The sequence below is a fragment of the Aquabacterium sp. TM01 genome (assembly GCF_057808345.1).
Map to the genome: position 1 here is coordinate 803,558 of NZ_AP046529.1, position 21,882 is coordinate 825,439.

The 21,882-nt window shown below is 66.5% G+C and carries 21 protein-coding genes and 1 tRNA gene; 14 read left to right on the forward strand and 8 right to left on the reverse strand.

Going from position 1 to position 21,882, the window contains the following annotated elements; genetic code table 11:
• Positions 1-7: 7 nt before the first annotated feature.
• The 4 genes from AC3WW4_RS03720 to AC3WW4_RS03735 all read right to left on the reverse strand — a co-directional run bounded on the left by AC3WW4_RS03720 (position 8) and on the right by AC3WW4_RS03735 (position 4,148).
• Positions 8-283, reverse strand: coding sequence for a DnaJ domain-containing protein (locus AC3WW4_RS03720; protein ID WP_422198855.1), 276 nt, complete (start codon positions 281-283; stop codon positions 8-10).
• A complete protein-coding gene (locus AC3WW4_RS03725; RefSeq protein WP_488827038.1) occupies positions 280-645 on the reverse strand; it encodes an HPF/RaiA family ribosome-associated protein in 366 nt (121 codons plus the stop codon). The genes AC3WW4_RS03720 and AC3WW4_RS03725 overlap by 4 nt, the downstream gene beginning before the upstream one ends.
• Before the next feature lie 126 nt (positions 646-771).
• Positions 772-3,756, reverse strand: coding sequence for an ATP-binding protein (locus tag AC3WW4_RS03730; RefSeq protein WP_488827039.1), 2,985 nt, complete (start codon positions 3,754-3,756; stop codon positions 772-774).
• A gap of 47 nt (positions 3,757-3,803) precedes the next feature.
• Positions 3,804-4,148, reverse strand: coding sequence for a winged helix-turn-helix domain-containing protein (locus AC3WW4_RS03735; protein WP_488827040.1), 345 nt, complete (start codon positions 4,146-4,148; stop codon positions 3,804-3,806).
• Positions 4,149-4,192: 44 nt separating this feature from the next.
• On the opposite strand from AC3WW4_RS03735, the gene AC3WW4_RS03740 reads away from it, so the two are divergent.
• The gene (locus AC3WW4_RS03740; protein ID WP_488827041.1) at positions 4,193-4,798 is read left to right on the forward strand and encodes a hypothetical protein; all 606 of its coding nucleotides are present in this window, start codon (positions 4,193-4,195) and stop codon (positions 4,796-4,798) included.
• A gap of 81 nt (positions 4,799-4,879) precedes the next feature.
• Here the strand turns inward: AC3WW4_RS03740 and AC3WW4_RS03745 are convergent, their stop codons facing one another.
• Positions 4,880-5,965: an alkene reductase gene (locus AC3WW4_RS03745; protein ID WP_488827042.1), complete on the reverse strand. Its 1,086-nt coding sequence runs from the start codon at positions 5,963-5,965 to the stop codon at positions 4,880-4,882.
• 25 nt (positions 5,966-5,990) lie between these two features.
• On the reverse strand, positions 5,991-6,584 hold the full coding sequence (locus AC3WW4_RS03750; protein ID WP_488827043.1) for a TetR/AcrR family transcriptional regulator: 594 nt from the start codon (positions 6,582-6,584) through the stop codon (positions 5,991-5,993).
• Positions 6,585-6,728: 144 nt separating this feature from the next.
• On the opposite strand from AC3WW4_RS03750, the gene AC3WW4_RS03755 reads away from it, so the two are divergent.
• The 9 genes from AC3WW4_RS03755 to AC3WW4_RS03795 all read left to right on the forward strand — a co-directional run bounded on the left by AC3WW4_RS03755 (position 6,729) and on the right by AC3WW4_RS03795 (position 15,161).
• Positions 6,729-7,724: a bifunctional enoyl-CoA hydratase/phosphate acetyltransferase gene (locus AC3WW4_RS03755; RefSeq protein WP_488827044.1), complete on the forward strand. Its 996-nt coding sequence runs from the start codon at positions 6,729-6,731 to the stop codon at positions 7,722-7,724.
• Between the two features lie 16 nt (positions 7,725-7,740).
• A complete protein-coding gene (locus tag AC3WW4_RS03760) occupies positions 7,741-8,991 on the forward strand; it encodes an acetate/propionate family kinase (RefSeq protein WP_488827045.1) in 1,251 nt (416 codons plus the stop codon).
• A 73-nt stretch (positions 8,992-9,064) separates the two neighbouring features.
• The gene (locus tag AC3WW4_RS03765; RefSeq protein WP_488827046.1) at positions 9,065-9,988 is read left to right on the forward strand and encodes a branched-chain amino acid transaminase; all 924 of its coding nucleotides are present in this window, start codon (positions 9,065-9,067) and stop codon (positions 9,986-9,988) included.
• An 18-nt stretch (positions 9,989-10,006) separates the two neighbouring features.
• On the forward strand, positions 10,007-10,222 hold the full coding sequence (locus AC3WW4_RS03770) for a zinc-finger domain-containing protein (RefSeq protein WP_488827047.1): 216 nt from the start codon (positions 10,007-10,009) through the stop codon (positions 10,220-10,222).
• Between the two features lie 113 nt (positions 10,223-10,335).
• Positions 10,336-12,165, forward strand: coding sequence for an AMP-dependent synthetase/ligase (locus AC3WW4_RS03775; protein WP_488827048.1), 1,830 nt, complete (start codon positions 10,336-10,338; stop codon positions 12,163-12,165).
• Positions 12,166-12,222: 57 nt separating this feature from the next.
• Positions 12,223-13,107: a formyltetrahydrofolate deformylase gene (purU, locus tag AC3WW4_RS03780; protein WP_488827049.1), complete on the forward strand. Its 885-nt coding sequence runs from the start codon at positions 12,223-12,225 to the stop codon at positions 13,105-13,107.
• Between the two features lie 11 nt (positions 13,108-13,118).
• Complete coding sequence (locus tag AC3WW4_RS03785; protein ID WP_488827050.1) at positions 13,119-13,574, forward strand: YybH family protein; 456 nt, start codon at positions 13,119-13,121, stop codon at positions 13,572-13,574.
• Positions 13,575-13,581: 7 nt separating this feature from the next.
• Positions 13,582-14,586: a YheT family hydrolase gene (locus tag AC3WW4_RS03790; RefSeq protein WP_488827051.1), complete on the forward strand. Its 1,005-nt coding sequence runs from the start codon at positions 13,582-13,584 to the stop codon at positions 14,584-14,586.
• Positions 14,587-14,594: 8 nt separating this feature from the next.
• Positions 14,595-15,161 (forward strand): DUF2946 family protein, encoded by a 567-nt coding sequence (locus tag AC3WW4_RS03795; RefSeq protein ID WP_488827052.1) that lies wholly within the window; start codon positions 14,595-14,597, stop codon positions 15,159-15,161.
• A gap of 90 nt (positions 15,162-15,251) precedes the next feature.
• Here the strand turns inward: AC3WW4_RS03795 and AC3WW4_RS03800 are convergent, their stop codons facing one another.
• Complete coding sequence (locus AC3WW4_RS03800) at positions 15,252-15,788, reverse strand: c-type cytochrome (RefSeq protein ID WP_488827053.1); 537 nt, start codon at positions 15,786-15,788, stop codon at positions 15,252-15,254.
• 138 nt (positions 15,789-15,926) lie between these two features.
• On the opposite strand from AC3WW4_RS03800, the gene AC3WW4_RS03805 reads away from it, so the two are divergent.
• The 3 genes from AC3WW4_RS03805 (at position 15,927) to mnmH (ending at position 18,296) form a co-directional block, all read left to right on the forward strand.
• Positions 15,927-16,002 (forward strand) — tRNA-Arg (locus tag AC3WW4_RS03805).
• Between the two features lie 156 nt (positions 16,003-16,158).
• Complete coding sequence (gene selD, locus AC3WW4_RS03810) at positions 16,159-17,193, forward strand: selenide, water dikinase SelD (protein WP_488827054.1); 1,035 nt, start codon at positions 16,159-16,161, stop codon at positions 17,191-17,193.
• On the forward strand, positions 17,193-18,296 hold the full coding sequence (mnmH, locus tag AC3WW4_RS03815; RefSeq protein ID WP_488827055.1) for a tRNA 2-selenouridine(34) synthase MnmH: 1,104 nt from the start codon (positions 17,193-17,195) through the stop codon (positions 18,294-18,296). The genes selD and mnmH overlap by 1 nt, the downstream gene beginning before the upstream one ends.
• 29 nt (positions 18,297-18,325) lie before the next feature.
• On the opposite strand, the gene AC3WW4_RS03820 is transcribed toward mnmH, so the two are convergent.
• Positions 18,326-20,020 (reverse strand): alkaline phosphatase D family protein, encoded by a 1,695-nt coding sequence (locus AC3WW4_RS03820; protein ID WP_488827056.1) that lies wholly within the window; start codon positions 20,018-20,020, stop codon positions 18,326-18,328.
• A 105-nt stretch (positions 20,021-20,125) separates the two neighbouring features.
• On the opposite strand from AC3WW4_RS03820, the gene AC3WW4_RS03825 reads away from it, so the two are divergent.
• Positions 20,126-21,751, forward strand: coding sequence for an HDOD domain-containing protein (locus tag AC3WW4_RS03825; RefSeq protein ID WP_488827057.1), 1,626 nt, complete (start codon positions 20,126-20,128; stop codon positions 21,749-21,751).
• Positions 21,752-21,882: the final 131 nt, after the last annotated feature.

Below are 21,882 nucleotides of genomic sequence, written 5' to 3' on the forward strand. Positions count from 1 at the left end.
GTCGGGGTCAGATCAGGGTGCGGAAATAGGCTTGCCAGATGTCCTGCGCGGTTTCGAGCGGGTCATCAAGCAGGTTGCGACGCCGATTGTCGTCGTAGGCCTGGCGCTTGTCCGGGTCGGACAGCACGTCGTAGGCCTGTTGCACGGCCCGGAAACGGGCTGGTGCATCGGGCGAGGGATTGCGGTCAGGGTGGTACAGCGCCGCCTGCTGGCGAAAGGCCTTCTTGATCTCGGCCAGCGGGGCGCTGGGCGCCACCCCGAGGGCGGCGTAGTGGTCGCTCATGCGTTGGCGGTGTCGTCCGCATCCGGCGCGGCCAGGGTGGCGTCACGGCGGGGAGCGTGTTTCTCCAGGGCGGTGCCCACGGCGCGCTTGAGCTTGTCCATGGCGCCGTGGATGGCCTGGTGGGCGTTGGCGGCGTGGTCCTTCACGACGACGGGCTGCAGGCCCTTGACGTGGGCTTCCAGTGTGCAGTGGATGTCGTCCTTGTTGGCCTTGGCGTGGCTGTTGGCGTCGGCCAGATGGGCTTCCAGGCGGGTGATGTGTTCGCCGAAACGGTGCAGTTCGTCCTGGGCCAGGGTTTCGAGGTATTCGGCCGTGCGGACGCCGCCGTCGATGTTCTTGTCGGTGTGCAGCAAAACTTGCATGGTAGGACTCACTGGTTCAAGAAAAGGAAACCCTGGGCCAAGGGCCTGGGGTTGCGCGCGCCGCAGCGTCTGCAACAACTCAAGTATGGGCCAAATGCGGGACTGCAAGCCCAGGGGTGGGCCGCATCAGCGCCAGGGGGCGCTGGCGTCCAGCAGCAAACTCAGGGTGCGCGCCAACTCGGCCAAGGCGGGCGCCAAGCTGTCATCTTCCGCGCCGATAGCGTCTTCGACGTCGCCGGCGGCGTCCATCACGTCCAGGGCGCACAGAAAGCCTGCGCTGCTGCGCATGGTGTGCATGCGCCGGGCGGCTTGCACGCGCTCGCCCGCATCCAGATCGGCGCGGGTGCGGGGCACGGCGTCGGCGTATTCGGCCACGAACATCTTGAGCAGGTCGATGAACATGTCGCGGTCGCCGCCCAGGCGCTGCGAGGCACGCTTGCGGTCGATGCCTTCGATGTCCGGGAATTCGTGGTCGCTGTCGAGAGGGAGGTCCGGGGGCGGCGTGGGCACGGCGGCGGTCTGTGTGGGTGGCGGAGCGATCCAGGCGGCCAGCACGAGGGCCATCTGATCCAGGTCCATGGGCTTGGGCAGCACGTCGTTGGCGCCGGCCGCACGGGCGGCGGCCTGCTGGTCGTCGCGCACGCCGGCGGTGAAGGCGATGATGGGCAAGGTGTGTTGGCCCAACTCGTCGCGGATCAGGCGCGTGGCGGTCAGGCCGTCCATCACGGGCATCTGCACGTCCATGAGCACGGCGTCGAAGCCTTGCGGGCGGGTGCGCAGGATCTGCACGGCCTGCTGGCCATCGGCCGCGAGGGTGGCGGTGGCCCCTTCCAGGCGCAGGGCGCGTTCGACCAGGTCGCGGTTCATGGCACTGTCGTCCACCACCAGCACCTGGGCGCCGACCAGGCGCGGGCCCGAGGCGGCCGCCACCGTGGTCGGTGCGTGTAGGGCTTCGACGACGTCGGCGCTGGCGCGCGGCAGCGGCAGCGAGAACCAGAAGGTGCTGCCGCGGCCCGCTTCACTGTGCACGCCGATCTCGCCGTCCATCAGCTCGACCAGGCGTTTGCAGATGGACAGGCCCAGGCCAGTGCCGCCAAAGCGCCGGCCAATGCCGCCGTCGGCCTGGGTGAACGGTGCAAACAGACGGTCGATGGCCTGCGGGGTGATGCCGATGCCGGTGTCGCTCACTTCGAAGCACAGGCGCAGCTGCTGGTCCGTTGCGTCGCTGACGCGCACGGTGACGGTGACCTCGCCGTGCTCGGTGAACTTGATGGCGTTGCCAGTGAGGTTGAAGAGCACCTGTTCCAGGCGCAGACCATCGCCCAGCAGGGGGCCCAGGGGCGTGGCGGGCGCGATCAGGCGCAGCGTCAGGCCCTTGGCGCGAGCGAGCTGGCCCATCAGGCTGTCCAGGCTGGCCAGCAGGCTGGACAGGTCGAAGGGGCGTGGTTCCAGGCGCAGCTGACCGGCCTCGATCTTGGAGAGGTCGAGCACGTCATTGAGGAGGGCCAGCAGCGACTGGCCTGCCGTGCGGATGCGGGCCACCATGTCGCGCTGGTGCTCGGGCAGGGGCTCGCGCTCCAGCACCTGGGCCAGGCCCAGTACCGCGTTCATGGGTGTGCGGATCTCGTGGCTCATGTGCGCCAGGAACTCGCTCTTGGCGGCATTGGCCGCTTCGGCGGCTTCGGTCGCCTCGCGCAGCTCACGCTCGTGGCGTTTGCGCTCGCTGATGTCTTCGACGATGAAGAGGTGGCGCGGCGCATCCGAGGCGTCCACCTGGATCGGGGCACCGGTCACGCTGGCCCACACCACTGTGCCCTCGGGGCGCACATAGCGCTTGGTGAAGGTGTGGCTGGCCAGCCCTCCCGCTTTCAAGGCCGCGATGTGGGCCTGGGAGATCTGCTGGTCGTCGGGATGGGTGTAGCGCTGCGGATCAACGCCGATCAGGTCCTCGGGGGCGACGCCGATGATGTCGGACAGGCGGCGGTTGACCTCCAGCAGCAGGCCGCTCAGGGAATCGACCAGGGCCACGCCCAGCGGGGCCTGCTCGAAGATGACGCGAAAACGCGATTCCGCCAGTTGGCGGGCCTGCAGCGTCTGCAACTCCTGCTGTTGGCGGGAGCGGCGCCAAGCCTGGAAGGCCACCGAGTACACCAGCAACAGGCCCAGACCCATCACGATGCTGGTGGCCCACGCCATGTTGCGGATGCCGGCATAGGCCTCGCGCTCATCGATCTCGGCCAGCATCAGCCAAGGGGTGCCTTGCACGGCCGAAGCGTAGGCCAGCACGGGCACGTCGCGGTAGTCCCGCCCGCCCGACAGGATGCCGCGCTCGCCTTGCGCGGCCCGGCCAGCTGGCAGCGCGGGGGTGTTCAAGGGTTCGGTGAGGGACAGCTCGGCTTGCGGGCGATGGCGCAGCGGCGTCACGAAGCGCACCTGCGCGTCCTCACGCTGCACCAGATAGGTTTCGGCCGTGCGGGTGGGCACGGGCCAGGTGCTCACCAAGGGGTAGAGGGTCTGGGCGGCGCTCCAGCTCAGGTAGGCCACCCCCAGGGTGCCTTGCGCGCCCGAGCCGATGGGGGCGAGCACGCCGAACTGCACACCGCCCTGTGCGGTGCGGTGCAGGTTGACCAGTTCGATGCGGGGGCGCCGCAGGATGTCGGCGATCAGTGCGGTGTGGGGGGTGAGGTCGGCCTGGCCGGCGACAAAGGCCGGGCGCCCTTGGGCGTCGAGCACCGCCAAGCCTTGCCAGCCTTTGACGCGCACCCCCTCGCGGGCCAAGGCCTGCATCTCGGTGAGCAGGGCCGGGTTGCGACGTCCGCTGGACAGCCACTGTGCGAACAGGTCTTCCAGCCGCGAACGCCCGGCGAAATTCACGCGCGCATCGGCACGGATCTCGTCGAGCAGGTCCTCGATCTGCAGGGTTTTCTGCTCGGCGATGACGGTGAGGGTGCGGTGGGTTTCGCTGCGGATCTCATCGGCCAGCGACCGATAGGCGAACACCCCCATGACCGCGATCAGCCCGGTGAGCAGCAGCAAAGGCAGCGCCAAGCGCAGGCGCTGCCGCAGGGTGTCGGTGACGAAGGGCTCGGAGGTGGCGCGGGCAGGGCTCATGGGCGCCGAAGCGATCCGGTCGGGGGCGCCAGGGGGCGCCAACCGCTTCACGGGCGCGTGGCCTGCACCAGGCACTCTGACAGCTTGTCGAAGTGCGTCAGGGCCGCGGAGGTCAGCTCCACCTGCTTGCGGCGGGCGTCTTCGGTGTCGGCCAGGGTGATCCAGCCCTTGGCGCGCATGGACTTCAGGCGCGAATGCAAGGTGGCAGGCGAGCCCAGTTCGGCCGTGCCGATCAGGTCGCGTACGCACAGACGCTCCTGGGCCTGGTTGGTGCGGGCCACCAACTGCAGGATCTGCTCTTCCAGGGGGTCCAGCGGCGGCAGGCTGGGCAGGCCGCGCACGGCTTCAGCCAGCTTCAGAAAACGCAGGTAGATGTCGGCAGGGCGGGTCACGGCGGGGGGGCTTCCTTGTGGGAGGGGTCTGGAGGGCTTGACTTATGATGGATACCCTGGAACGTATATATTTTATGACAATCCTGTCGCGGCTCGGTCTTTACCTGGGCATGATCATGGTTACCTTTGTCGCCTTCTTGACGATGGTGGGGGTGAACCATGCCCTTTTCAAGACGCTCGAGTTCATCCCCGGCATCAACTGGGTTTATCTGCCCGCTGGGGTGCGCCTGCTGGCAACCTTGCTGTTTGGGTTCTCGGGGGCCATCGGCTTGTTGCTGTCCGCCTGGTGCGTCAATTTCTCGCTTTTCTTCCCGGATGATTTTCCCCGCTCTTTCGTGGGCGGGATCATCGCGGCCGTGGCGCCTTACAGCGTGTACATCATGGCGCGGCGCTTTTTTGGCCTGCAAGGCAACCTGATCAACCTGACGGCCGGCAAGCTGTTGATCTGCATTGTCGTGTATTCGCTGGCCAGTCCCTTGATGCACCACGTCTGGTTTCATTTGCGTGATCCGGTGGGGCATGACTGGTCAGGCTTCTGGGTCATGGCAACCGGCGATTTCCTGGGCTCGGTCGTGGTGTTTTACACCCTCAAATTCGCGCTCAATCGCTGGTTACCGCCCCGGGCCGCGGGCACGCTGCCTCCTCATTGACGGGAAGCGTGCCCGCGAAGGGGCGATGACAGCGCACGCTTCATTATAGAAACTGGAGCGACGATGTCCAACGCCTTGGCGTCACGCAGGCAGGAAAGGGTAGTCGGTGTAGCCGTGCGGGCCACTGCCGCCGTAGAAGCCGGTGTCGGCAAACGGCTCGTTGAGCAGCGCGTTTTCCTTCAGGCGGCGCACCAGATCGGGGTTGCACAGGGCGGGGCGACCGAAGGACACCAGATCGCCGTGGCCACTGGCCACCGCCTCTTGGGCCATCACGTTGGAGTAGCCGTTGTTGACCATCCAGACGCCGCTGTAGAGCTTGCGCAGGGCGTCGTAGTCGAACGGGGCGTTGTCACGCGGGCCACCGGTGTGGCCTTCGACCACGTGCAGGAAGACCGGGTGCAGCTTTTCCAGCTCGCGCACCACGTACTCGAACAGCGGCTGCGGGTTGCTCTCGCTGGAGTCATTGACGGGCGAGACGGGCGAGAGGCGGATGCCCACGCGGTCGGCGCCGATCTCGGCGGTGACGGCGGTCATCACTTCCAGCAGGAAGCGGGCGCGGTTTTCGATGCTGCCACCGTACTGGTCGGTGCGCTGGTTCGAGCCGTCGCGCAGGAAGGCGTCCAGCAGGTAGCCGTGGGCGCCATGGATTTCCACGCCGTCAAAGCCGGCTTCGATGGCGTTGCGTGCCGCGGTACGGAAGTCCTTGACCACGCCAGCGATCTCGGCCGTTCTCAGCGCACGCGGGGTGGAGCAATCGACCATGCCCTGGCCGGGCACGAAGGTCTTGGCCTTGGCGGCAATGGCCGAGGGGGCCACGGGGGCCTGGCCGTCGGGCTGGTAGGCGGTGTGCGACATGCGGCCGACGTGCCACAGTTGCACGAAAATCTTGCCGCCCTGGGCGTGAACGGCGTCGGTCACCTTGCGCCAGCCGGCCACCTGTTCGGCGGTGTGCAGGCCGGGGGTGTTGGGATAGCCCTGGGCCGTGGCCGACACCTGGGTGGCTTCGGCAATGATCAGGCCCATGGTGGCGCGCTGGGTGTAGTACTCGACCGTCAGCGGGCCGGGCACGTTGCCGGCTTCGGCGCGGCTGCGGGTCAGGGGGGCCATGACCACGCGGTTGGCCAGGGTGATGGGGCCCAGTTGGAAGGGCTGGAACAAGTTGCTCATGTAAAGGTCTCCGTGGAAGAAAAAATCAAGGACGCAGCAGGTGGTCGAGCATCAGCGCGACCGTGTCCTTGAGGGCTTGGGTGTGGTGTTCGATCTTCATGCGCAGCAAGGCCCCTTCCCAGGCGTCCCAGAAGAAGGTGGCCAGGGTGTCGGCATCGACGTCGGTGCGCACGCTGCCTTCGGCCTGGGCGCGGCGCAGCAGCTCGGCCAGGCGCGTGCGCCAGCCCGACAGCGCGGTGTTCAGGACGCCGCAGCACAGGGCGCTGGTTTCGGCCACTTCGGCGGCGAAATTGCCCACCAGACAGCCCTGGCAGCCTTGCTGCTCGTGGTGCGCGATGAAGCGGGTGAAGACGTGGCGCACCGCATCGTGGGCGCCAGGTGGCGCGTCGCTCAGGCAGCGCTCCCAGGCCTCGTCCACCCACCGCGCGTAGTGCGCAATGATGGCTGCAGCGAAGGCTTCCTTGCTCTCGAAGTGGTTGTAGAAGGAGCCTTTGGGCACGCCCGCCTGGTCGGTGATCTGCTGGATGCCGGTGGCGTGGTAGCCGCAGCGCGTGAACAGCGTATGGCCGGCCTCGGTGAGGCGGCGGGGGATGTCGGTTTTGTCAGCGGTGCGGGCCATGGTGTAAATAATATGACCAGTCGTCTTAAATTGCAAATGAGGGCCTGAAGCCCGTGTCGGCGCAGGGTTTCCGAGGGATTCCGACCTATGCTTGTCATCCTGACCCCGGAACATCTGACTTCTTTGGCCCCAACGACCTCTGCAATGACGAATCTCTCCCTGCCTACCGCCCAGCCCGACGCGCTCACCGGCGACGTCCAACATCCCAACGACGTGTTCGGGCGCCTGTTCCGTGCGTGCGAGCATCTGCCGGCCGTACGCTGCGCGGTGGTCCATCCTTGTGATGCGGACTCCTTGGGCGGCGCGGTGGCTGCGGCTCAGCGTGGGCTGATCGAGCCTGTGCTGGTGGGGCCGCAGGCCAAGATCCGTGCGGTGGCGCAGGCGGGCGGCTGGGATCTGTCACCCTGGCGCCTCGTTGACACCGAGCACAGCCATGAGGCGGCCGATGTGGCCGTGGCGCTGGCGCGCTCGGGTGAGGTCCAGGCTTTGATGAAAGGCAGCTTGCACACCGACGAGCTGATGGCGGCGGTCGTGGCCTCGGCCACCGGCCTGCGTACCGCGCGGCGCATCAGCCATGTGTTCGTGATGGACGTGCCGGCTTACCCGCGCATGCTGCTGGTGACGGATGCGGCGGTCAACATTGCCCCCACCATCCGCGACAAGGTCGACATCGTGCAAAACGCCATCGACCTGGCGCAGGTGCTGGGTGTGCCCGAGCCCAAGGTGGCCATCCTGGCCGCGGTGGAAATGGTCAATCCCGAGATGCAGGCCACCATCGATGCGGCCATGCTGTGCAAGATGGCCGATCGCGGCCAGATCACGGGCGGTCTCATCGACGGGCCGCTGGCCTTTGACAATGCCGTGAGCGTGGAAGCGGCGCGCACCAAGCACATCAAGTCCCAGGTTGCGGGGCTGGCCGACATCCTGGTGGTGCCCAACATCGAGGCGGGCAACATGGTGGCCAAGCAGTTGCAATACCTGGCTGGGGCCGACAGTGCCGGCATCGTGTTGGGTGCGCGGGTGCCCATCGTGCTGACCAGCCGGGCCGACTCGGTGCGCATGCGCCTGGCATCGACCGCCGTGCTCAAGCTGGTGGCGCACGCGCGTGCGCAAGCTGCCGCCGCGGCCTTGGCCTCATAAGGGGAGGGCACGCACGATGACGACCGACGCCATTGCAGTGCTCAACGCAGGCTCGTCAAGCCTGAAGTTCTCGGTGTTCACGGCACGGATCTTTCGCCACCTGTTCCATGGGCAGATCGAGGGCATCGGCACGGCGCCACGTCTGAAGGTGTGCAATGTGCGCGGTGAGGTGATGCTCGACCAGCAGTGGTCCGGGGATGCTGGTTTTGACCACGAGGCCGCCCTGGCCCATCTCTTGAAAATCATGCCGCAGTTCCTGCACCGCATCCAGGTGGTGGCGGTGGGGCATCGGATCGTGCATGGCGGCGTGGCCTTCCAGGAGCCAGTGGTGCTGACGCCGGCGGTGGTCGAGCAACTGGCCGAGCTGGTGCCACTGGCGCCGCTGCATCAGCCTCACAACCTGGCGCCGGTGCGCGCCTTGATGAAGCTGGCGCCGCGCATCCCTCAGGTGGGCTGTTTCGACACGGCTTTCCACACCAGCGCGCCCGAGGTGTCGCAACGCTTTGCGCTGCCGCGCGAGTTCCACCACGCGGGCGTGCAGCGCTATGGCTTTCATGGCCTGTCGTATGAGTACATTGCCTCGCAGTTGCCGCAGGTGGACCGTCATGCGGCCAAGGGCCGCACCGTGGTGCTGCACCTGGGCAATGGGGCCAGCATGTGTGCCTTGCAGCACGGGCGCAGCGTGGCCAGCACCATGGGTTTTACCGCGCTGGACGGCCTGCCCATGGGCACCCGCTGCGGCAACATCGACCCCGGCGTGCTGCTGTGGCTGATGGACGAGCGGGGCCTGGACGCCCGCCAGATTGAAACCCTGCTCTACAAGCAGTCAGGCCTGTTGGGGGTCTCGGGCCTGTCGTCGGACATGCGCACCTTGCTGGCCAGCGACCACGCGGCGGCGCACGAGGCCGTCGATTTGTACGTGTACCGCATCCAGCGCGAGCTGGGCTCGCTGGCGGCTGCGCTGGGCGGTCTGGACAGTCTGGTCTTCACCGCCGGCATTGGCGAGCATGCGCCGGCCATCCGGGCGCGCATCTGCCACGACGCGGCTTGGCTGGGGGTGAAGCTGAACGAGGCGGCCAACACGGCCGGGCCCGCCGAGCCGGGACAGCCGCACCGCATCAGCCTGCCCGACAGCCCGGTCAGCGTGTGGGTGATCCCGACCAACGAGGAGCTCATGATTGCGCGCCACACCCGCCTGCGGGTGCCTGACTTCCGGCAGCGGGGCAGCGAACGCCTGATTCAGCCTGCGGAAGCCACCTCCGCCTGACCCCCAGGCGCTACAATTTAAAGTTCGATGAGCGCCACACGGGTGGCGACACCTTTGAGAAGGATTCCCCCCCATGTCGATGGACGATCGCGACGGCAAGATCTGGATGGACGGCAAACTGGTGGAGTGGCGCGACGCCAAAGTCCACGTGCTGACCCACACGCTGCACTATGGCTGCGGCGCTTTCGAAGGCGTGCGCGCCTACAAGACCGCCAAGGGCACCGCGATTTTCCGTCTGCGTGAGCACACCGAGCGCCTGTTCAACAGCGCCAAGATCCTGCGCATGCCCATGCCCTTCACGCTCGATGAGGTCATGCAGGCCCAGATCGACGTGATCAAGGCCAACAACCTGGAAAGCGGCTACCTGCGTCCGCTGGTGTGGCTGGGTTCCGAGAAAATGGGCGTCAGCCCCAAGGGTGCCAAGGTGCACCTGATGGTGGCGGCCTGGCCTTGGGGCGCCTACCTGGGCGAAGACGGCATGAATCGCGGCATCCGCGTCAAGACCTCCAGCTTCACCCGTCACCACGTCAACATCACGATGACGCAGGCCAAGTCGGTGAGCAATTACACCAACTCCATCCTGGCCAACCTCGAAGCCACCGAAGACGGCTACGACGAAGCCCTGCTGCTGGACACGGCCGGTTTCGTCTCCGAAGGCTCGGGCGAGAACGTGTTTGTGGTCAAGGAAGGCGTGGTTTACACCCCCGACCTGTCGGCTGGCGCCTTGAACGGCATCACCCGCAAGACCGTGACCGCGATCTGCAAGGACCTGGGCCTGGAGCTCAAGGAAAAGCGCATCACCCGCGATGAGATCTACATCGCCGACGAGGCCTTCTTCACCGGCACAGCCGCTGAAGTGACCCCGATCCGCGAACTCGATCGTGTCCAGATCGGTGCCGGCTCGCGTGGCCCCATCACCGAGAAGATCCAGTCGGCCTATTTCGACGTGGTCTATGGCCGCAACGACAAGTACGCCGACTGGCTGACCCTGGTCTGATTGCCGAGGACTTGGAACATGAGCTCGAACGCACAATCTCCCAAAGCCGTGGTGGAAGTGGGCGCGGCCGACCTGCAAGGGCCGGGCGTGGTGTTTTGCCCGAACCCCAAGCAGGCGCTGTGGAGCAACCACCCTCGCGTCTACATTGACGTGGTGGCCACCGGCGAAGGCAAGTGCCCTTACTGTGGCACCGTCTACAAGCTCAAAGACGGCGAGCACGTGCACGCGCACTGAGGTGCTGGGCCGCTGATTGCGCTGGTGCAAGCCCGGGTTCGCCCGGGCTTTGTCTTTTCTGATTCCTTGTGTCCCTTTTTGGTGACCGTTTTCGATCCTGTCTGGAGCCGATCATGCCCGAGGTGCTCTCCGATCTGTACGCCTTGCAAACCCTGCCCGACCTGTTGGCCTGGCGGGTGAGGCTCACGCCGCAGGCCGCGGCCTACCGTCATTTCGACCCCGCCAGCCAGGCCTGGGTGACGCTGGACTGGGCCCAGGTGGCGCAGCGGGTGAGCCTGTGGTCGTCGGCCTTGCAGGCGATGGACCTGCCGCAGGGTGCGCGCGTGTCCATCTTGCTGCCCAACGGGCTGGACGCCGTCAGCATCGACCTGGCCACCTTGGCGCAGGGCGGGGCGCCGGTGCCCCTGCACGCGATCGACAACCCGGCCAGCATTGCCTACATCCTGTCGGACAGCGCCGTGTCGCTGTTGGTGGTGCAAAGCGTGGACCAGTGGCAGGCGATTGCCGGCGTCGGTGCCGACCTGCCGGCGCTGCGCGCGGTGGTGGTGTGTGACAACGCCGTGCCGGATGCGCCGGCCGTGTCCGGCCCGCGTTTGCTGAGTCTGCGCGACTGGCTGGCAGCGGGACAGACGGGGGCGGGGACGCCCGCACGTGGCGCCGTGACGCCTGGTGCCGATGACCTGGCGGCCATCGTCTACACCTCGGGTACCACCGGCAAGCCCAAGGGCGTGATGCTCACGCACCGCAATGTGATGAGCAACGTCAAGGCGGTGATGTCGGTGATCCAGCCGCGCGCCGACGATGTGTTTCTGTCCTTCCTGCCGCTGTCGCACACCTTCGAGCGCACCGCGGGCTACTACCTGCCGATGGCAGCCGGTGCCTGCGTGGTGTATGCGCGCTCGGTGGCGCTGTTGAGCGAAGACCTGCGCAAGGTGCGCCCCACCGTGCTGATCTCGGTGCCGCGCATCTATGAGCGGGTGCAGGCGCGCCTGCAGGAGGTGCTGGCCACATCGCCCCTGAAAGCCCGCCTGTTTGCCTGGACCGAGGCCGTGGGCTGGCGGCGGTTCTGTCGTCAGCAGGGCCTGACGGTGCCGTCTTCCCCCTGGTCGATGTTCGATGGTTTGGTATGGCCGCTGCTGGACAAGCTGGCCGCGCGGCCCTTGCTGGCCCAGTTTGGCGGGCGCCTGCGCGTGGCCGTGAGCGGCGGCGCGCCTTTGTCGCCCGCCGTGGCGCGCTGCTTCCTGGGCGTGGGCATGCCGCTGGTACAGGGCTATGGCATGACCGAGACCTCGCCTGTGGTGGCCTGCAACCTGCCGACCGACAACGACCCGTCCTCGGTGGGGCGCGCCTTGCCGGGCGTCGAGGTGCGCATTGGCGAAAACCGCGAGTTGCAGGTGCGCGGTCCCAGCGTGATGAAGGGCTACCTGAACCGCCCCGAGGACACGGCCAAGGTCCTGTCGCCCGAGGGCTGGCTGGGCACGGGCGACCAGGCGGCCATCGAGCAGGGCCGCATCCGCATCTTGGGCCGCATCAAGGAGATCATCGTCACCTCGACCGGCGAGAAGGTGCCACCGGGTGACCTGGAGCAGGCCCTGACGGGCGATCCGCTGTTCGAGCAGGCCTTTGTGCTGGGTGAGCAGCGTCCCTTCATTGCCGCCGTGGTGGTGATGAACCCGCAGGTGTGGGCCCAGCTGGCGCAGAGCCTGCAACTGGACCCGAAGGACCCAGCCAACCTGCAGGCGCCCGCGGCCGTGAAGGCGGCCCTGGCGCGCATCCAGCAGGCCGCGTCGAGCTTCCCGCACTACGCGGTGCCCCGCAAGGTGTGCTTGACGCTGGAGCCCTGGACCATTGAGAACACGATGATGACGCCCACCCTCAAACTCAAGCGCAACAACCTCATGAGCCGCTTTGCGGCCGAAATCGAGCGCCTGTATGCGCGCTGAGCGCACCCGGTGTGCACCAGCAACCGTCATGTGCCCGGCCTACAATCGTTCTCCATCATGAAGACCACGCACGAATTCGTTCTGACCCTGTCCTGCCGGGACGCCACCGGCATCGTTCACGCGGTGTCGGGTCTGCTGTATCAGGCCGGCTGCAACATCATCGACTCGCAGCAGTTTGGCGATGTGCAAAGCGAGGACAGCACCGGGCTGTTCTTCATGCGCGTGCACTTTGCCGCGCCCGACCACCTGGCCGATGCCCGCACGCTGGAGAGCCTGTTCTCGCACGTGCGCGAGCAGTTCCAGATGACGGCCGCCATCCACGCCCTGGCCCGCAAGCCCCGCGTCCTGATCATGGTCAGCAAGCACGGGCACTGCCTCAACGACCTGCTGTTCCGCTGGCGTTCGGGCTGGTTGCCAATCGACATCCCGGCCATCGTCTCCAACCATCCGGACTACGCCGAGCTGGCGGCCAGCTATGGCATCCCTTTCCACCACCTGCCGCTGCCCACCGGTTCGAGCGCCGAGGTCAAACGCGCCCAGGAGCAGCAGGTCGAAGCCCTGGTCAGCCAGGAAGGCATCGACCTGGTCGTGCTGGCGCGCTACATGCAGATCCTCAGTGCCGAGTTCTGCGGTTTCCTCAAGGGGCGGGCCATCAACATCCATCACAGCTTCTTGCCGAGTTTCAAGGGTGCCAAGCCTTACTATCAGGCGCATGATCGGGGCGTGAAGCTGATTGGCGCCACCGCGCACTATGTGACGGCCGATCTGGACGAAGGCCCGATCATCGAGCAGGACGTGGAGCGGGTGGATCACACCCTGACCCCGGAAGACTTCACCGCCGTAGGGCGGGATGTGGAATGTGTCGTGCTGGCGCGTGCCGTGAAGTGGCATGCCGAGCGCCGTGTGCTGATGAACGGTCACAAGACCGTGGTGTTCAAGTAAGGACGCTTGCCATGAAAGATCCGCGCGCACTCAAGGCGACCCAGGCCCTGATGACCTCGGCCGACGACACCGAAGCCTCGTTTTACGACGCCATGCGCCATGGTGACGTGGACAAGGTGATGGCGTGCTGGGCCGAGGACGAGGAGATCGCTTGTGTCTCGCCCGGTGGGCCGCGCACGGTGGGCACGGTGGCAGTGCGGGCGGCCTTTGCGGCCACGCTGGCGACCGGGCCGGTGCACATCACCATCGAGCATGTGCGCCGCATGGAGACGGCGGTGTGCGCTGTGCACCACGTGACCGAGAAGGTGCAGGCCATGACGTCCGAGGGCTTGCAGACGGCCTTCGTGATCGCCACCAATGTGTACCTGCGCACGCCGCAGGGCTGGCGTATGGTGGCGCACCACGCCAGCGCCGGCATGCCGCAGGATCTGCCGGACATCTCCGAGCCACGCTCGACCTTGCACTGAGCAGGCCATGCTGCACTACCAGGCGCCGCGCTGGTTGATGGGGACAGGTTCCCTGGGCGGCAACGTCCAGACCATCTGGCCTGCGCTCTACAGCCACCCGCGCGCCGATCAGATCACGGCCACGGTGAGCTACCAGCGCGAACGCTGGAACACGCCCGATGGGGATTTCATTGATGTGGACTGGCTGGCGGCCCCCGCAGGGGCGCCGGCGCCTCGCCCTTTGCTGGTGCTCTTCCATGGGCTGGAGGGCTCGTCGCAAAGCCATTACGCACGGGCCTTTGCCCACTGGGCCCAATCGCAAGGCTGGGACTATGTGGTGCCGCATTTTCGGGGCTGCTCCGGGGAGATGAACCGCACCGTGCGGGCGTACCACTCGGGCGATCACGAGGAGCTGGACTGGGTGCTGCGCCGGCTGGCCCTGCGCCACACCGGCCCGATGCTGGCCGTGGGCGTGTCGCTGGGGGGCAATGCCCTGCTGCGCTGGGCTCAGGAAGCAGGCAGCCAGGCTGGGGCGGTGGTGAAGGCGGTGGTGGCGATTTCGTCACCCGTGGATCTGACCGCGGCCGGGCAGGCGCTGGGGCGCGGCTTCAACCGCCATGTCTACACGCGCATGTTCCTGCGCACGCTCAAGCCCAAGGCGCTGGCCAAGGCGCGGGCGCACCCTGGCGTGGTGAAGGTCGATGCCCTGCTGGCCGCGCGGGATCTGTACGAGTACGACAATGCCTACACGGCCCCGGTGCATGGTTTTGCCAGCACCGAGGACTACTGGCAACGTGCGTCTGCCAAACCCGGTTTGCGTGCCATGCGTCATGTGCCGGCGTTGGTGCTCAATGCCCGCAATGACCCTTTTGTGCCGGCCGAGAGCCTGCCGCGCCTTGAGGACGTGGGGCCGGCCGTGACCCTGTGGCAGCCGGACGAGGGCGGGCATGTCGGTTTTCCGCAAGGGCGCTTTCCGGGGCATGTGGCCGACCTGCCGCGTGCGGTGGGCCGCTGGCTCGCACAACATTTGTGAGGACTGTCATGGACGACATCGTCAAAGCCGCCATCAAGAAGTGGCCCAATGTGCCCCACTGCTACGGTTGGCTGGCGCTGGATGCACGCGGCGACTGGTATCTGCGCGATGAGCCCACGCAGGCGGCTGGGCCGTTTCCGCAGCTCAAGGGCAGCCTGATCAAGCACGACAAGCTCAAGGCCTTCATTCACCGTAACTACGCTGCCGATGAGCGGGGCGCCTGGTTTTTCCAGAACGGCCCGCAGCGGGTGTACCTGCAGCTGGAGCTGGCGCCGTGGGTGCTGGGCGTGCGCCGCCGCCATGCAGACGAAGGCGTGTGCGGGCAGGCCGCCAGGTTCGAGGTGCAGGCGCACACCGGTCAGGACGTGGGCGAGGTGCGCTCGTGCTGGCTGGACGAGCAGGGGCGGCTCTATTTGCTCACCGAGATGGGGCTGGGCGTGGTGCGCTCGATGGACATGGACGCGGCCGCGGATGCGGTGGCCTCGGGCGTGTGGGGCGAGCCTCAGGAGATTGCGTTCGCCGACATGCCCTCGCGGTTTGGCTTTGTGCGCGAGCCGGTGCCGGCGGCGGGGTGATCTGTCAGGCTGGATCGCGTCATCGGTGGTGCCATGAAAAAAGCCGGCTGCAAGAGCCGGCTTTTTCGATAGCGATCCGTGAGCGAGGGCTCAGGGTGCCGATGCGGCCTCGGCAGCGGGGGCTGCGGGCTCTTCGAACTTGGCACCACCGGCGTTGGCCATGAAGGCGGCGGCACGGGTGATTTCCAGGTCGCTCATGTCGCCACCGCCTTGTGCGGGCATGGCCTTGAAGCCCTGGAGAGCGTGGCTGGCCAGCGTGGTCAGACCTTGGCCAATGCGAGGGCCCCAAGCCGCGGCATCGCCAAACTTGGGCGAACCCAGCATGCCCGCGTCGTGGCAGGCAGCGCACTGAGCCTTGTAAGCCTCTTCACCCTTGCGTGGGCCGGTGTTGGCCGATGCCAGTTTGATCTGCACAGTGCCCACGGGCATGATGCGGTCGGCGGTGGCCTGGGCGCTGAGGGCGTTGGTGCCGGCGGCCTTCTGGCTGTGCGACGAGACGTACATCACCAACAGCACGATGATGATCACCGGGATGATGAACGCGGCTGCCACGGCAACCATCAGTTGCTGGGGGGTGCTGATCGGGCCTTGATGACCGGACTCTTGGGTTTGGGGCGCTTGGCTCATGGGGTGTTCAGGAGGCGCTGGTTGGTGAGGGGGTGACATCGGACCGGCAAGACCGGCCGTCTGAAAGGGACATTATAGGTCGAGCGTCGCCTTGTATGAAACGCATGCGCACAGAGCCCTGCTAGAATCCGCGCTGCTGCGCCCGTAGCTCAATGGATAGAGTACTGCCCTCCGAAGGCAGGGGTTGCTGGTTCGATCCCAGCCGGGCGCACCATACCGATTCAGCATGTCAGCCACCTTCAGGGTGGTTTTTTTGTGTCTGGTGGGGCCCAAGTAGGCCACACAGCGATCGGCGGCCGGAGCGGGCCAGGCTTGTCCGGAGCCCTGTTGCTACAGTACGCGGCTGTTCTCCTTTTCCAGAAAGCCGCCGATGTCCGAGCCCATTCGCCTGACCCAATACAGCCACGGAGCCGGTTGCGGCTGCAAGATCAGCCCCAAGGTGCTGGACGTGATCCTGGCGGGCAGCGGCGCCCAGCACCTCGACCCCAAGCTGTGGGTGGGCAATGCCTCGCGTGACGATGCGGCGGTGTATGCGCTGGACGACGAGCGCGGCGTGGTCTCCACCACCGATTTCTTCATGCCCATCGTCGACGATCCGTTTGACTTTGGCCGCATCGCCGCCACCAACGCGATCAGCGACATCTACGCCATGGGCGGCGACCCCTTGATGGCGATTGCCATCCTGGGCTGGCCCGTCAATGTACTGCCACCCGAGGTGGCGCGCGAGGTGGTGCGTGGCGGCCGCTCCATCTGCGACGAGGCGGGCATCCCGCTGGCCGGCGGCCATTCGATCGACGCGCCCGAGCCGATTTTTGGTCTGGCGGTGACCGGCGTGGTCGAGAAGCGCCACCTCAAGCGCAATGACACGGCCACGGCAGGCTGCCGCCTGTATCTGACCAAGCCACTGGGCATCGGCATCCTGACCACGGCCGAGAAGAAGGCCAAGCTGCGGCCGCAGGATGTGGGCCTGGCGCGCGACTGGATGTGCACGCTCAACCGCGCGGGCAGCCGTTTCGGCAAGCTCGCGGGCGTGACAGCCATGACCGATGTGACGGGCTTTGGCCTGCTCGGCCATCTGGTGGAGATGGCTGATGGCAGCGGGCTCAGCGCCTGGGTGGACGATGCGGCCGTGCCGCGTCTGCCGGGCGTCGAACACTATCTGTCCGAGGGCTGTGTGCCGGGCGGCACCGGCCGCAATTTCGACAGCTATGGCGACAAGGTGGCACCGATCACCGAGGTGCAAAAGCAGCTGCTGTGCGATCCGCAGACCAGTGGCGGGCTGCTGGTGGCCGTCACGCCAGACGGGGAGGCCGAGTTCCTCACGGTGGCGGCCGAGCTGGGGCTGAAGCTCCAGCCCATCGGGCAGCTCATCGAGCGACAGACCTTCGCGGTCGAGGTGCGTTGATGACGAGCAGCACGGCGCTCAACCGGGACGACTACCGCGCCATCTTCCTCAACGACGTCCCGATGATGGACGTGCGCGCGCCGGTGGAGTTCGACAAGGGCGCGTTCCCCGGCGTGGTCAACCTGCCGCTGATGAACGACGCCGAGCGCCAGGCCGTGGGCACCTGCTACAAGCAGCAAGGTCAGCAGGCGGCGATCGAGCTGGGGCATCGCCTGGTGTCGGGCGCGCTCAAGGCCGAGCGCATCGCGGCTTGGGCGCAGTTTGCTCAGGCGCATCCCGATGGCTTGCTGTACTGCTTCCGCGGTGGCCTGCGTTCGCAGATCGTGCAGCAATGGCTGGAGACCGAGGCGGGCATCGTGTACCCGCGGGTGGTCGGCGGCTACAAGGCAATGCGCGGCTTCCTGATCGAGACGTTGCAGCAGGATGTCACGCAGTCCCGTTTCGTGGTCCTGGGCGGCCTGACGGGCTCGGGCAAGACCGAGTTGCTGAACGAGCTACCGCATAGCGTGGACTTGGAGGGGCTCGCTAACCACCGTGGCTCGGGCTTTGGCAGCCGCCCCACCGGGCAGCCGGGGCAAATCGATTTCGAGAACGTGCTGGCGATTGACGTGCTCAAAAAGCGTGCGCGGGGGCATGACTGCTTCGTGGTCGAGGACGAGGGCACCCACATTGGCCGCTGCTCGGTGCCGCTGGCGTTGCGGCAGACCATGGCGCAGGCCCCGTTGGTGTGGCTGGAGGTGCCGTTTGCCGAGCGCGTCGAGCGCATCCTCAGCGACTACGTGGTGGCGCAGCAGGCTGACTTCGCGGCGGTGTATGGCGAGGGGCCGGGTGAGCTGGCCTTCCGTGAACACCTGCTGGGCAGTCTGGCGAAGATCGCGCAGCGGCTGGGCGGTGAGCGCTACCAGCGTTTGCAAGTCATCATGCAGGCTGCCTTGGCAGCGCCGGGCGCGGGCGATGTGGGCCTGCACCGTGAGTGGATCGAGGCCCTGCTGCACGGCTATTACGATCCGATGTACGCCTTCCAGCGACAAAAGCATGCGGCGCGCATCGTGTTTGCGGGCGGTGCATCGGACGTGCTGGCCTACTTGCGCGCGCAGGGCTGACAGTCGCAGCCCTCGTCGTGCACGTTTGATCAGACTGGCGCAGCCGGGTAGCTGTGGCGGACGGTCTCCAGGACCGTGTAGCTGCGTGCGCTGATCGTGCTGATGAAGATCCAGTCACCGGTGACGGTGGTCGGGGTGAAGGTCATCTTCAGGAAGCCCCGCCGCGACGGGTCCATCCACTTCAGGTCATCCACCACGTTCTCGAAGATGAATTTGACCTGAGCTGACGGAATGGCCGCCAGGTACTCTTCGAGACCGGGTGAGCTGACGCTGGAGGTGGCGAATTCCGCGCCCACTTGAGCCCCAGGCACACTGACTGGCTTGAGGTTCGAGAACCAGGCGTTGTGCGTGTCGCCCGCCAGCGTGATCAGCTTTTTGCCCATCTGGTAAGCAGTCATCAACACGGTCTCGCGCGCAACCGGGTACCCATCCCACGCGTCCAGGTTGTAGCCCAGCTTGGTCTGGCTTATCAAGCCATCCTGCTCAGGGGTGCGCAGGTTGGCTGGGGTGGCTTTGGCGCTCAGGTACGCGGTGACGGCGGCCTGCGCAGCGCTCACATCGCCCCCTTCCAAGGTGCTCAACACAGACACCGGGAACGCCATGTTGCCCATCAGCACCTGTTGCCCCAGCACCTGCCAGGTGGCGGTCGAGGCCTGCATCTGCCCTTGCAGCCAGCCCAGTTGCGTGTTGCCCAGCAGCTGACGCGTCCCTGACGTCAGGGTGTCCTTGGCTGCAGACGCGGTGGCCGGATTGAGCAGCTCACCAAAGCTCACCTGCTTGTCGCGGCCGATCAGCCGCGTGTCGAGCATGTGCAGGCTGAGCAACTGGCCGAAGTCAAAGCTGCGGTAGATGACGCTGGGGTCGCTGCCTGTGCGAATCGGCATCCACTCGTGATACGCCTGCAAGGCCGCCTGCTTGCGCGCCGCAAAACTGCCTTCGGTGATCGGGTCGTGGTTCTCCGCTCCATCCTTGTAGCTGTCATTGGCGATCTCGTGGTCGTCCCACACCGCAATCATCGGCATGCGCGCGTGCAGGTCCTTGCTGTCCGGATCTGACTTGTATTGCGCGTGACGTTGGCGGTAATGGCTCAACAGCGTCAGTTCTTGCGTCGGTTGTGAGACCCGGCCCAAAGCCGCGGCATTGGCAGAAGCATAGGCCGGGCTGCCATCGGCTTTCGTTGCGCCGTACTCATAGATGTAGTCCCCCAGATGCACCGCGAACTGCGCATCCGAGCGCGCTGCTTCGGCGTAGACGTTAAAGAACCCCGCAGGGTAGTTGGCGCACGAGAACACCGCCAGCTTGACCTCGCTCACGTTGCCCGTGGGCAAGGTGCGTGTGCGGCCCACCGGGGACAGGTGGCGACCTTGGCGGAAGCGGAAGTGGTAAGCGGTGTTGGCCGAAAGGCCGGTCACATCGACCTTCACCGTAAAGTCGGTGCTGGCACTGGCCTGGGCCTGCCCCTGGCGCACGATCTGGGTGAAGGCATTGTCGGTGGCGATCTCCCAGCTCAAGGCCACGGCATCGTTGCGATCCGGATAGCGGGCATGCGTCCAGAGGATCACCCGATCCGCCAGAGGATCCCCGCTGGCCACGCCATAGTTGAAGGCCGGCGGAGCACCATCGTCCCCACCTCCGCAAGCCGACAGGGTCAGGCCCGAGGTGCCCGCTGCCGAGAGGGCAGCCAGCTTGATGACGAAATGGCGACGTGAAGAAGAGTGAGACATGGGCAGGCACAGTCAAGTCGAAGACGCCCAGCTTGCTTGATGGGCGTGACGGTGCCATGACGCCTTCCGATTGAGGTCTAATTGGGGATCGAGGACATTCTCACCATGCCGGTCAGCCCGCCCCCCCCATCTCCTGCCGCCGCCGCCGAAGCCCATCTGACGCTGGACTACCTCCTGCGTCGCATGCGCTTCAAGAGCGACTTTCCGGCGCTGGGCACGTCCATCACGCGCATCCAATCCCTGTCCGGTTCCGAGAGCGATAGCCTGCACACCCTGTGCGACGAGATCCTCAAGGACGTCGCCCTGACCCAGAAGCTCTTGCGTGTGGTCAACACCGCACACTACCGCCGTGCGGGCACCGATCCCATCAGCACCGTCTCGCGCGCCGTGAGCCTGATCGGCCTGGCGGGGGTGCGCAACCTGGCCTTGTCCCTGATGCTGCTGGAGCACATGGAAGACAAGGTCCATGCGCAGCAACTCAAGGTCGAGTTCCTGCGCACCGTGATGGCTGGCACCCTGGCCAGCGAGCTGTCGCACCAGTCACGCGACGCCGAAGAGGCGTTCCTGGGCGCCTTGTTCCGCAACCTCGGCCGCTTGCTGGTCGCCTTTTACCTGCCGGAAGACGCCGAGCAGATCCGCGCGTTGACCACGGTCAGTGAGGAACAGCCCGAGCCCCTGAGCGATGCCCAGGCCTCGGTGAAGGTGCTGGGCGTCAGCCACGAACAACTGGCGGGGCACATTGGCCAGAGCTGGGGCTTGCCTGAGGGCTTGCTGGCCTGCATGCGCAGCCCCGAGGGGCGGGTGCCGACACGCTCCCTGGCCGCGCGTCCGGAGCGCCTGTGGTGGCTGGCGAGCATGGCCAACCAGATGGCGCAGACCATGCTCGACACCGAGCCCGTCAAACTGGGCGATGCCCTGACGAAGCTGGCGCGCACCTATGCCACCTCGCTCGACCTCACGTCGGACGACGTCAGCCAAGCCGCCGCGCGCGCCCGCAAGCGCCTCACCGAGCTGACCCAGGCCCTCAACCTGACTGTGCCCGCGCACTCACCCGGCGAGCGCCTGCTCGACACCTTTTATGTGGATGCCCCCAACAGCGGGCAAACCGATGGGCCCACGCCCGACGCCCTCGGGCTGGGCGATGACACCGGCACGCTCGCGCCCGATCTGCCACCGCCCGCCGTCGACGCCACCAGCATCCTCACCAACGGCATCCAGGACATCACCAACTCCCTGGTCGAGTCCTTCCGCCTCAACGACGTGCTGCAGATGATTCTGGAGACCATGCTGCGGGCGCTCAACTGCCGCCGCGTGGTGTTCTGCCTGCGCGATGCCCGCACCGGTCAGCTCACCGGTCGCCTCGGCCTGGGTGAGGGCGCCGATGTCGTCCGCGACCTCTTCAAGGTGCCGCTCGTGCTGCGGCCCGGTGAAAATCCGGAGCTGTTCACGGCCGTCTGCCTCAAGCAGGTCGACACCCTGATCGCCGACGCCAGCGCCCCCAACATCGTCAACCGCCTGCCCACCTGGTTCCGCGATCGGGTGCAGGCCCCCACCTTCCTCGTGCTGCCCCTGGTGATGAAGCGGGCCGGCCAAGCCGACATGGTGCTGGGCCTGATCTACGCCGACAAGGGCCAGGCCGACAGCCTGCAGATCAGCGAGAAGGAGCTGTCCTTGCTGCGCACCCTGCGCAACCAAGCCGTCATGGCCTTCCGTCAGGCGGCCAGCGGCTGAGGTCAGCGCCCGTTCCACCCGTTTTCCTTGTGCCAGATCAAATCCAGCAGATTGCATTCCGTTACGATCCACTCCCTCTTCTGGGGGTTCCCGGGCTGTGTTGGGCGTCTCCACGGGGCTGATCTTGCGGT